Annotated in this window: 8 protein-coding genes; 5 read left to right on the top strand and 3 right to left on the bottom strand. The window is 66.4% G+C overall.

What is annotated here, in order from left to right; translation table 11 throughout:
- Positions 1-66 precede the first annotated feature (66 nt).
- A complete protein-coding gene (locus O3305_RS08125) occupies positions 67-1,290 on the top strand; it encodes an MFS transporter (protein ID WP_269575939.1) in 1,224 nt (407 codons plus the stop codon).
- 168 nt (positions 1,291-1,458) lie between these two features.
- Here O3305_RS08125 and pgmB read toward each other — a convergent pair whose 3' ends face one another.
- From pgmB to O3305_RS08110, 3 genes are all read right to left on the bottom strand, one after another.
- Positions 1,459-2,100: a beta-phosphoglucomutase gene (gene pgmB / locus O3305_RS08120; RefSeq protein ID WP_269575938.1), complete on the bottom strand. Its 642-nt coding sequence runs from the start codon at positions 2,098-2,100 to the stop codon at positions 1,459-1,461.
- Positions 2,097-4,316 carry a glycoside hydrolase family 65 protein gene (locus O3305_RS08115; protein WP_269575937.1) on the bottom strand — a complete coding sequence of 740 codons (2,220 nt, stop codon included), beginning with the start codon at positions 4,314-4,316 and terminating at the stop codon, positions 2,097-2,099. The genes pgmB and O3305_RS08115 overlap by 4 nt, the downstream gene beginning before the upstream one ends.
- Before the next feature lie 121 nt (positions 4,317-4,437).
- Positions 4,438-5,478: a LacI family DNA-binding transcriptional regulator gene (locus O3305_RS08110; RefSeq protein WP_269575936.1), complete on the bottom strand. Its 1,041-nt coding sequence runs from the start codon at positions 5,476-5,478 to the stop codon at positions 4,438-4,440.
- A gap of 421 nt (positions 5,479-5,899) precedes the next feature.
- Here O3305_RS08110 and O3305_RS08105 point away from each other — a divergent pair, with 421 nt between their 5' ends.
- The 4 genes from O3305_RS08105 to O3305_RS08090 all read left to right on the top strand — a co-directional run bounded on the left by O3305_RS08105 (position 5,900) and on the right by O3305_RS08090 (position 11,255).
- A complete protein-coding gene (locus O3305_RS08105; RefSeq protein ID WP_269575935.1) occupies positions 5,900-6,148 on the top strand; it encodes a response regulator in 249 nt (82 codons plus the stop codon).
- Between the two features lie 94 nt (positions 6,149-6,242).
- On the top strand, positions 6,243-6,845 hold the full coding sequence (locus O3305_RS08100; protein WP_269575934.1) for an RNA polymerase sigma factor: 603 nt from the start codon (positions 6,243-6,245) through the stop codon (positions 6,843-6,845).
- Positions 6,754-7,818, top strand: coding sequence for a FecR family protein (locus tag O3305_RS08095; protein ID WP_269575933.1), 1,065 nt, complete (start codon positions 6,754-6,756; stop codon positions 7,816-7,818). Before O3305_RS08100 ends, O3305_RS08095 begins: the two co-directional genes overlap by 92 nt.
- Before the next feature lie 92 nt (positions 7,819-7,910).
- Complete coding sequence (locus O3305_RS08090) at positions 7,911-11,255, top strand: outer membrane beta-barrel protein (protein WP_269575932.1); 3,345 nt, start codon at positions 7,911-7,913, stop codon at positions 11,253-11,255.
- Positions 11,256-11,282 lie beyond the last annotated feature (27 nt).

The raw sequence follows: 11,282 nt of genomic DNA, 5'->3' as shown, positions 1-11,282 counted from the left end.
AGGCGTTGAAATGCATTGCATGATCTGCTTGGCTGCGCCGGACAAAGAGACGAGAGAGGATCATCCATGAAGCGCGCAGCCTGGGCGGTACCCGCCCTGATCACCAGCTACGCCCTGCTCGGGCTGCTGATGAACAGCGTCGGCACCGTGATCCTCCAGTCGATCGCGCATTACGGCGTCACCAAGACCCATGCCGCGACGCTCGAGGCGTGCAAGGACCTGTCGGTGGTGGTCGCCTCCTTCCTGTTCGCGACCACGCTCCCGCGCTTCGGTTTCCGCCGCGCACAGATCGGGGTGATGCTGGCGGTGGCGGCCGGGGCGGTGGCGATCAGCTTCGCCAACAGCTTCTGGGCGATGCAGCTGTTCTTCGTGCTGGTCGGCCTGTGCTTCGGCATCGGCAAGGTGGCGACCTACAGCTCGATCGGGCTGGTTCGTCCGGATCCCGCCCGCCACGCCAGCCTGACCTCGCTGATCGAAGGCGTGTTCATGGTCGGCATCCTCGCCGGCATCTGGCTGTTCGGCTGGTTCATCGGCCAGGACACGACCGGGCAGGGCTGGCTGGGCGTCTACCGGGTGGTCGCGGTGCTGGCGGTGCTGGCAGCGATCCTGTGGTGGTTCGCCGATCTCGACGAGAGCGGCGCCCGCGCCGTCGAAGGCCAGGCGGCCGGCGGCTACCGCGATGTGCTGGCGCTGCTGGTGTTGCCCTCGACGATCGCCTTCCTCACCGCGATCTTCCTCTATGTGCTGATCGAGCAGGGCGTCGGCACCTGGCTGCCGACCTTCAACAACCAGGTGCTCCACCTGCCCGGCGCGATGAGCGTGCAGGCGTCGAGCATCTTCATCGCCGCGCTTGCAGTGGGGCGGCTGAGCGCGAGCGGGCTGGTCGCCCGGCTCGGCTGGCTCAGGCTGCTGCTCGGCTGCCTGGGCCTGATCGCGGCCTTGGTGCTGCTAACCCTGCCGACCACCCAGGGGCTGCAGCCGCGCGCGGAGATGGGCTGGTTCGACGCGCCGATCGCCGCGTACATCTTCCCGTTGATCGGCGTGTTCATGGCGCCGATCTACCCGATCGTCTCCTCGGTGGTGCTGAGCGCGCTGCCGCGTGAAAGGCACGCCGCGATGGTCGGGCTGATGGTGATCTTCTCGGCGCTGGGCGGCACGATCGGATCGTTCATCACCGGCTTCACCTTCGACCGCTTCTCGGGCCAGACCGCCTTCTACCTGGTGCTGGTGCCGCTGGTGCTGATTGCGCTCGCACTGGTGCGGCTCGAGCGCCTGACGCGGAAGATTTAGGCGCTACCTGCTCCCCGGCGGAAGCCGGGAACAGGGTTGGAATGCTTCTGGAAAAGATGGTTCCCCGGAGAAGGCCGGGCCTGGCAAGCGGCGCGCTACTGGGCCCTCGCCGGGGAACTAGGTCCGCCATCCCCGGGGTGTGGGGGAAGGGATGGCGGGAGGGAGCCGTCAGGCCGAGTAGGCGGCCAGATCGAAGTCGGCGATCGCCGGGATGATCCAGTCGGCTTTGGGGAGCGCGGCCGGGGTGCCGACCCCGACGGCCTTCATGCCGGCGGCATGGATCGCCTCGACCCCCGCGGGAGCATCCTCGACGCCGAGCATCTCGGCGGGAGCGGCGCCCAGCGCCCGGGCGGCGGCAAGGAAGATGTCTGGCGCGGGCTTGCCGGCGGCGAGACTGGCGGGGTCGATGATCGTGTCGAACAGGTCGGCCACCTGCATCCGTGCGACCAGCAACGGCGCGTTGCGGCTGGCCGAGGCGAGGGCGATGCGCAGTCCGGCGGCGCGGCACTGCTCCAGCGCCTCGCGGGCGCCGGGGAACAGGTCCGCAGGCCCGAAATGGGCGATCTCCTGGAGATACCAGTCGTTCTTCTGCGCAGCGAGGCGGAGGCGCTTGGTCTCGCCATAGCCGGGACGGTCGCCGAGGATCAGCGCCAGGCTGCCCATCCGGTCTACCCCCTTTAGCGCTTCGTTCGCTTCCTCGTCGAAGCGGATGCCAAGACTGTCGGCAAGCTTCTTCCAGGCGCGGTAATGCGCACGGGCGGTGTCGGTCAGCACCCCGTCCAGGTCGAAGGCGACACCCTTGAGGTTCATGCCAGCGGGCCCGTCCAGCTCTCGCCGGGAGCGAGGGCGATCTCGGCATCGTGGTGGCCGATCACGATCGCGGGCCCCGAGACGGCGCCATAGGTGATCTGCTCGCCCGCCACTTCGACGCGCACCAGCGTGCCGCGCCAGTTGAGGCCGAAGCTGTAGCCGGGCCAGGCGGCCGGACGGGTCGGGCGGAAGCGGAGCTGCGGGCCATAGGGGCGGAAACCCGCGAACCCCCAGACCAGTGCCAGCCACGAGCCGGCAAGCGCGGCCATATGGACGCCGTGCCCGGTATTGCCGTGACGATCGTCGATATCGACCAGGCTGGTCTCGGCGAAGAAATCGAGCGCCTGGGCCTCGTGCCCGACCTCACTGGCGAGGATCGCGAAGGTGGAAGCGGAGAGGGTGGAATCGTGCGTGGTGATCGGCTCGTAATGGTCGAACACCCGGCGCTTGCGCTCCGCCGAGACCTCCTCGCCGCCCAGCACCATGGCGAGGACGATATCCGCCTGCTTCGAGACCTGATGCCGGTAGAGCGTCATCGGGTGGTAGTTGAGCAGCAGCGGGAAGTCCGATGCGGGCGTGCCGGCAACGTCCCAGCGCGGCTTGTCGAGGAAGCTCGCATCCTGCGCATCGAGGTTGCGTTCGGCATCGAACGGCAAATGCATCGCATCGGCGACGCGCGTGAACTCCGCCAGTTCCTCGGCGCCGAGCTGCATCTCGGCGGCGAGCCAACCCCAGGCTTCCGGATCGAGCGCGGAGACCCGCTCGGCGGCCGAGATGGCGAGGCGCAGATGCTTCTGGGCCATCCGGTTGGTGTACCAGTTATCGTCAATCAGCGCGGTATATTCGTCCGGGCCGGTGACGCCGCGCAGGTGGAACTTGCCATCCGCCCAGTCGCCCAGCGCCAGCCAGATCCGTGCGGTCTCGACGAGCATGCGCACGCCGTGCTCGACCAGGAAAGCATCGTCGCCGGTCGCATCGACATAGGCGCCGATCGCGAAGGCGATGGCCGAATTGATGTGGTATTGCGCGGAGCCGCTCGGATAATGGGCCGAGCATTCGCGGCCCTCGATCGTCCGCCAGGCGTATAGCGCGCCCTGCTTGTGGTCGAGCGCGCGGGCATTGGCGAAGGCCGCATCGAGCGTGCCGGCGCGGTAGACCAGCATCGCCCGGGCGATCTCCGGCGCCAGTACCGAGAGCACCGGCAGCATGAACGCTTCGGTGTCCCAGAAATAATGGCCCTCATAGCCTTCGCCGGTCAGGCCCTTGGCGGCGGCGCTCGAGCGGCCGTCGCGGCCTGCGGAGGCGAAGAGGTGGAACAGGTTGGCGCGCAGCGTCGCGGCAAGGCGCGGCTCTCCGGCGATGGAAAGGTCGGCGGCGGCCCAGAAGCGGTCGAGCAAGGCGGCCTGGGTAGCGGCGGCGGCGACGAAGCCGTCGGCCAGCGCGGTGCCGGCCAGCGCGCCGGCATCGGCGACCAGCGTCTCGGAAGCGTCGCGGCCTGCCGCGAAGCCGGTGGCGACCAGCAGCCAGCCATCTTCCTCGCCAATCCGCTGAACCGCGGCGACACCGATGCCGCTGCCGGGCAGCCGCTCGACGATCTGTTCATCGGTTGCCTGTTCGGTCTCGAACCCGCGCGAGGCAAGGTTCACGCCGATGCGCGGGTCGTCCGACTGCGCGGCGCCGCTGGGAGCGGGCGCGAGGCGGGGGTGGAGAGTGACGCCGGCCTCGCCGTCGATCTCGGCCTGGAAACGGCGGAGCAGCAGGGTGCTGCCATCGAGCGGCACGATCCGCTCGCTGCGGATGCGCAGCAGCCGTCCATCGGGAAAGGACCAGCGCGTCTCGCGGCGGAGCATGCCGGCGCGCAGGTCGAGCGTGCGGCGGGTGGCCGAGCGGAGGGCGCTGAAATCGATTGCTTCGCCGTCCAGCCGGACCTCGAGGCCGAGCGCCTCGGCAACGGGGACGCGCGAATCGGAGGTGGCGGCAAAGCCCTTCAGCTTTTCGTGATAATGGATCGGCGCCTGTTCATAGGCATGGGCAAGGAAGGTCGTCGCTTCGGCGCGCTCCTCGATGGCGCCGCGCACACCCAGCGCGCCGTTCGAGAGCGCGAGAATCGTCGCGGCCCAGCCTTCGCGGGCGGGGTCGTCGCCGATCACATCGAGCGACCAGCCGTCCTCCGCGAAGAGCACACCATCGTCCGCGCCGTTCAATACTCGAGCCAACACCCGCTCCCCAACTCTTATCGAGTGGTGCGATACAGGGTCTTTGATATCGTTTTCAAGGATAAAGGACCGGTTGGTGTTTCCAGTTTCGGATGACGAGGGAGAGTTGGGCCGCCGTCGGTCAGGTATCCCGAACCACGATCTCCGTCGGCAGCGTGGTCGAGCGCGCGCGGCCGCCATCGACTTGCTGCATCAGCTTCTCGACGAGCAGTGCGCCTGCCACGTCGGTCTTCTGGTTGATCGTGGTGATCGCAGGGCTGAAATGCGCTGCAGGCGGGATGTTGTTGTAGCCGACCAGCGAATAATCGCTGGGGGCGGCGAGGCCGCGTTCCTTGAACGCACCGATCACCGCCATCGCGGCGGTGTCCGAAAAGGCGAACACCGCATCGGGCAGGCGGCCCGCGGCGAGATAGGCAGTCACCGTATCGGCGGTGGCGTGGAAGGCCATCGAGGCGATCGGCAGGAAATCGACGGTGACGTCGTCCTGCTCCTTCGCCGCCGCGCACAGGCCCTCATAGCGGAGGCGCAGCTCCTCATGCCGGATGTCGCCGACGAACAGCCAGTGCTTGCGCTTCTTCGCCAGGAAATGCTGCCCGGCCAGCTCGCCGCCCAGGAAATTGTCGCTGCCGATCGCGCAATAGCCGGCATCGGGGGCGACCGCGCCCCAGACGACCAGCGGCACATCGGCGCGGCCCAGCTCGCGCAGCATCGCGTCCCGCGTGCCCTGGCCGAGCACGATGAACCCGTCGGCGCCGCGTGCCTGGTAGAAATCGCGAAAGGCGCGGACGTCCTCGAGCCCGGGCGGGGAAAGGAGGAGATCCTGGTTGCGGATCGACAGCGCCTCGGACACCCCGGCGAGCAGCTCGAAGATGAAGGGATCGCCGATCGCGCCATGCCGGTGCGAGCCGAAATCAAGCATCACCGCCACGGTATTGGTGCGGGTGTGGCGCAGCTTGGCGGCGTTGCGGTTGACCGCATAGCCATGCGCCTGCGCCACTGCCATCACGCGCTCGCGCGTCTCCTCGGTCACCAGCGGGCTGCCGTTCAGCACGCGCGAGACGGTGGGCGTGGAGACCTGCGCCAGCCGCGCGATGTCCTGCATCGTCAGGCGGGCACCGGGCTTGGGGCGCTGTTCGTTCTTGCTTGCCGATTTCTTCGTCATTGCCGCCACTATGGCGTGGAATCGACAGGCATCAACTGCTCAAGCGCAACATGCGGACCGGATTGCGGAAGAACCTGGCGCGTGCCTCGTTTTGACGAAGGGGCGGAGCATTCACAAGATAACGGCGTGCACCGCAGGCAGGTGAATGCGCCCGTCCGGCCCGCGATGCTTGGAGAAATTGGGCGTCAGGAAATATACCTAAGCTATCTCGTGGAAGTGACGAGGGTGGATTGCGAAGTATTTCCCTGTATGGTCCAGGTTAAGATCGGTTCTAGGGAAGATATGTCTGTATCTGCTCTTTCGTGGTCTGGTGCTTTGTGACCGGACCGGACGTGCCTCAAGTGGCAGTGGATGCCGACTTTCTTGTCTGAGCGGGCATGGCGTCACCGCCGCGGGAGGCGGTCAGGCGGGGATCGATGCCATGCAGCACGCATCGCGGAAGGGCGAGGGTTTCGATGTCATCATCACCGACCTGGGCATGCCGCATGTCGACGGCAACCAGGTCGCGCGTACGGCCAAGGCGATATTCCCCGACACCCCGGTGATCCTGCTGACGGGATGGGGGCGCCGGATGGTGACGGACGACCAGGCGCCCGCCCATGTCGATTTCGTCCTGTCCAAGCCGGTCGACCTGGACCAGCTCCGGGGGATATTCGCCGGGCTCGATTGAGCAGTTCTCCAAACTCAGACTGTCACATTCGCCGCCTAACGGAATGCCGACTCGCCGCCCGGCGGGATCGAGTTGCACCCAGCAGGGATGGCCGATGCACGCGATTGACCGCGAACGGACGCGATGGTTCCTGCGCAACATCCTGCCGCATGAACCGGCGCTGCGCAGCTGGCTTGCCCGGCGCCAGCCGATCGGCCTCGATGTCGACGACATCATCCAGGAATCCTATGCGATCCTGGCCGATCTCGACGGGATCGACGGCATCCGCAATCCGCGCGCCTATCTGTTCCAGGTCGCCCGTTCAGTAATCACCCGCCATGTCCGCCGCGCCCGGGTCGTGTCGATCCACACCGTGGAGGATCTCGGCGAGCTGGATATGGTGGATGATCGCCCATCCCCCGAACAGGTTTCGATCGATCGCGACGAACTGGGGCGGCTGGCCCAGGCGATCGGGGCGATGCCGGCGAAGACGCAGCAGGCCTTCATGCTGCGCCGGGTGGACGGACTGTCCCAGCGCGAGATCGCCGCGCGCATGGCGATTTCGGAGAATACGGTCGAGAAGCATATCTCGCGGGGGCTTCGTTTCCTGATCGATTGGTTTGGCCATGGCGGAAAAGCTCTGGCAAAAGCCTCTAGGGAAAGGGAAATGGAGAGTAGCGCTTTTGACGATCGAGCGAGAAACCAGTCGATCCATTGACGAGCAAGCCGCCGACTGGATCGCCAGGCTCGATCGGGGGCTATCGGAAGCGGAATCACAGGCACTGAACGACTGGCTGGCCGGCGATCCCCGCCGGCGCGGCGCGATGCTGCGCGCCAATGCCCTGGGGATGCTGAGCGAGTCCGCCCGAGCATTGGGCCCGCAGTTCGACCCGAAGCAGTTTGCCGTGCCCGAACCCGCACCGCAGCCGCGCACTCGGCGCGTCACCCGACGATCGATGCTCGCGATGATCGGTACGGGAGGCGCGATCGCGGCGTCGGTCGTGGCACTGGGGATCAGCCTGCCAGCCGCCGCGATCACCACCGGACTGGGGGAGGTCCGCCTCGTCACGCTCGAGGATGGATCGACGATGATGCTCAACACGCAGACCAGCGTGAAGGTGCACTACGGGCCCCGCGAGCGCAGCGTCGAGCTGCTCTACGGCGAAGCCTTCTTCACCGTTCTCGCCGACCCGGGCCGCCCCTTTTTCGTCGAGCTGCCCGGCAAAAGGGTTCGCGCTACGCGCGGCACCTTCCGCGTGCGCAAGCTCGAGGGCAAGCCGGTCGATATCCTGGCCGATCAGGGCGGGCTCGCGTTGGTGGCGGCAAGCGCCTCTGCGCCGTTGCAGCTTCCCCAGGGCAGCCGGCTGGTATTCCCGTTGGAAAGTCCGATCGGGCAGCTGCCCATCCCGCAAGCGATCGCGCCGGACCTCGTCTCGCGCGAGCTTGTCTGGCGTGAAGGCAAGATCGCCTTTGAGGGGGAGGCGCTGATCGACGCCGCCGCCGAGTTCGCGCGCTACAGCAAGGTCCGCATCGAGATCCGCGATCCTTCGCTGGCGCGCGAACCCGTTGCCGGACTGTTCGCAGCCAGCGATCCGATCGGCTTCAGCCGCGCGGTTGCCAGCCTGTTCGGAGCGCGGATCGAGCAGAGCGGCAACACGGTGGTGCTCAGCCGAACCCAGGGACGTCCCTAAATTTAGCGCCGGAATGGCGGAACTTTCTCCGCCAGGTCTCTCAGCCACCAAAGGGTGCGGCGCCCGCCGCACGGATTGGGGGTCCCAGAACCATGTTTTCCCGGAATGCCATTCTCTCGACCACGGCGATCCTTGCCGCATGCACGGCAACGGCGCCGGCTTTCGCGCAGGTCCGCAGCTTCGACATTCCCGCACAGACCGCGGTCAAGGCCATTCCGGAATTCGCCCGCCAGGCGCAGATCCAGGTCATCGCGTCGGCCCGTGACCTGGCCGGTGTGCGCACGCCGGCGATCAAGGGGGCCATGGATGTGCGGCAGGCCCTGCATCGCCTGATTGCCGGCACCGCGCTGGAGATCGCCAGCGACGATGGCCAGGTCATCACGCTGCGCTCGCGCCGGGCGCCCGGCCACAATGCCGCCCAGGTGAGCGGGCGGGGTACGGTTGCCGGCCAGGTCGCCAACACGACGAGCGGCGACTATCTGCGCGCCGCGATCGTCGAGCTGGTCGCTGCCAACGGGGAACGCCGTTCGGCCACCTCGGGCGAAGGCGGCGCCTATCGCTTCAACGACGTGCCGGCCGGGCCGGCCAGGGTGTCGGTCCATTTCACCGGCTATGCGACCGAGGAAGCGGACGTGCAGGTCCAGCCGCGCAAGACCGCGAAGCTCGACTTCAGCCTGAGCGAGAGCGGGGCGGACGGCGAGCAGGCGAGCAACCGCATCGTCGTGAACGGCGCGCGCGAGGACTATGCGCAGGAGATCATGCAGCAGCGCAAGTCGATGAACATCGTCGATGTGCTGTCGACCGATGCCTATGGCGACATCGCCGGCGGCAATCCGGCCGAGTTCCTGAAATTCATGCCGGGCATCGATGTGGACGGCACCAATGGCAGCTCGCTCTACGCCTTCCTGCGCGGCCTGCCGGCGGAATATACCCGCACCCAGCTGAACGGCATGGACGTGGTGTCGGCCAATGCCAATGCGCCGTCGGGCTATGCCAATTCGGCGGCCGCTGCGCGGATCTTCAGCTATGAATCGATCTCGATGTCGGCGATCGATTCCGTGACGGTCTACAAGACTGTCAGCGCCGACAACAATGCCGATGCCCCGGCCGGCATCATCGATCTGCGTACCAAGCATGCCTATGACCGGAAGAAGCAGGCGCTGGTAATCTCGGTCGGCGGCTTCAGCCACGAGAACATGCTCGACGGCACCATCCACACCGGCCCCGATCCGCGCGGCTATGGGAAGGATCGCTTCCTGCCCGAGGCATCGTTCTTCTACGCCAACAGCTTCTTCAACCGGCGGCTCGGCGTGATGCTCTCGCTGGGCTACAACAACAGCTATATCGAGCGCGAGCAGCTCACCATGAGCCGCAACTATGTGCCGACCGCCAAGAGCCCTGATCCGCTCGCCTTCACGTCGATGGAGTTCGAGACCTCGGCGCGCCAGACGACGCGGCGCACCGCCTCGACGGTGATCGACTTCAAGGTGGACGACCGGCTGACCGTGTCGCTGCTCGGCATCGCCTATCGCGGCAATGTCTATCAGAACCAGTCCGACGCGACCTTCACCACCGGCGCCCGCACCAATGGCGTGAGCGGCGATATCCTCAGCGACTATACGACGCTGAACCCGGCCACGACCAAGACCTTCCAGGCGGCGAACTCCACCCAGTACAAGGTCAACAAGGGCAATATCATCGCGCCGAGCTTCGAGTGGAACCGCGGCAACCTGCATCTCGACGGCTATTTCGCCTATTCGGATTCCAGGTCCTATTATGACTCGCCGCACATGGGGCAGGTCACCTCGTTCATCCCGACGGTGACCTCGACCGGCAATTTCTCGGCGGTGAAGGGCAGCTCGAGCCTGGCCTATACCGATTGGGACATCACCCAGGTGAGCGGGCCGGACTGGAGCAAGACGGGCTCCTATACTCTCTCCGCCGCGCCGCAGATCCGCACCACCAGCGGCGCCAATGCCTTTATCTACGAGAAGTCGGGCGGGCTGAACGCCAGCTATGACGCGCAGTTCGGCAATGTGCCGATCACCTTCAAGGCGGGCTTCAAGGTCACCGACACGGTCTATCGCTTCGGCGATACCTCGGGCGACAATCTCTACACCTATACCGGCGGCCTCTCGAACGCGGCGTTCCTCGCGGCGGTGACCGGCCCCTACACCCGCACCTCGTGGGACAAGAGCAACGCCAGCTTCACCTCGATCTCGGGCTCGTCCTATGTGCCGATGATCGACATGAGCAAGCTCTACGAGATGTACGCCACCGATCCGGACGAGTGGACGCACACGCTCACCGCCGCGAACTACGCCGCGGCCAATTATTCGAACAACACGCGGTTCCAGGAGAACATCAAGGCCGCCTATGGCATGGCGACCGCGCAGATCGGCAAGCTCAAGCTGCGCGCCGGCCTGCGTGCCGAATGGACGGCCAACACCAGCTGGGGCTGGTCGCCGCTCTCGGCCACCGACGTTAAGGCAGCGACGGTGAACGGCGTGAAGTGCGCGGTCACCGCCTCGACCGGGATCGCCACGACCATTCCCTGTGTCGACTATCAGTTCCGGACCAATGGCTATCAGGCGATCAAGGGCGACTATTTCAAGCTCTATCCGAGCGCCTCGGCCAAGTTCACCTTCGCCCGCAGCACCGATGCCGAAGTGGGGTATAGCCGCACCATCCTGCGCCCGGGCCTCAACGCGATCGCCGGCAGCGCCAGCGTGGACGATGCCGACAAGGTGATCTCGGTGCCCAATCCCGGCCTGACCCCGGCGATGTCGGACAATATCTCGGTCCGGCTCTCGCACTATTTCAAGTCGGTCGGCCTGTTCACCGCGGGCTTCTACTACAACCGCATCGACGGCCTGGCCGACCTGCAGGAGGGGCTGAGCGCCGCGGAGGTGGGCAGCGCGGCCGGCGGCTACGCCGACGACCCGTCCTATGCCGACTATACCTACACCACCTATCGCCAGCTCGGCGTGGTGAGCATCAAGGGGATCGAGGTCTCGTTCCAGCATTCGCTGAGCTGGCTGCCCGCGCCGTTCGACGGGCTGTCGGTACGCGGCGGCTTCATGCACAACGAGCCGAGCGAGCCGATCACCCGTGTCGGCAAGAACATCGGATCGGCGGCGCTGATGTACGAGAAGGGGCCGGTAAAGCTCTTCGTCAACATGCTGTGGAACGACGACAAATACCGCTCCACCACGCCGAGCTGGTTCCAGGCGCGCACCGATCTGAGCGTGTCGGGCCGGATCAAGCTGGTGAAGCATTGGGAGGCCTATTTCTCGGTGAACAACCTGCTCAGCCAGCCCTACAACGTGATCGTGCCGGGCACGCTTGCCACCAGCGCGAGCAGCTTCCCGAACCACAGCGCCATCTTCGTCCAGAACGGCCGCACCGGCACGTTCGGCATCCGCGCACGCTTCTAGGGCGCGCGGTCTCCTTTCATCGCAACC

Origin of the sequence: Sphingomonas sp. NIBR02145 (assembly GCF_027359115.1) — a bacterium.
GTDB lineage: Bacteria > Pseudomonadota > Alphaproteobacteria > Sphingomonadales > Sphingomonadaceae > Sphingomonas > Sphingomonas kyeonggiensis_A.
Note: the sequence above shows the minus strand (reverse complement) of the source record. Positions and strands in the feature narration are given on the sequence as shown.

Excerpts from the sequence above, each read along its gene's own strand:
- O3305_RS08125 (WP_269575939.1), top strand. The coding sequence starts at position 67 with ATGAAGCGCGCAGCCTGGGCGGTACCCGCCCTGATCACCAGCTACGCC.
- pgmB (WP_269575938.1), bottom strand. The coding sequence starts at position 2,100 with ATGAACCTCAAGGGTGTCGCCTTCGACCTGGACGGGGTGCTGACCGAC.
- O3305_RS08110 (WP_269575936.1), bottom strand. The coding sequence starts at position 5,478 with ATGACGAAGAAATCGGCAAGCAAGAACGAACAGCGCCCCAAGCCCGGT.
- O3305_RS08105 (WP_269575935.1), top strand. The coding sequence starts at position 5,900 with ATGCAGCACGCATCGCGGAAGGGCGAGGGTTTCGATGTCATCATCACC.
- O3305_RS08100 (WP_269575934.1), top strand. The coding sequence starts at position 6,243 with ATGCACGCGATTGACCGCGAACGGACGCGATGGTTCCTGCGCAACATC.
- O3305_RS08095 (WP_269575933.1), top strand. The coding sequence starts at position 6,754 with ATGGCGGAAAAGCTCTGGCAAAAGCCTCTAGGGAAAGGGAAATGGAGA.
- O3305_RS08090 (WP_269575932.1), top strand. The coding sequence starts at position 7,911 with ATGTTTTCCCGGAATGCCATTCTCTCGACCACGGCGATCCTTGCCGCA.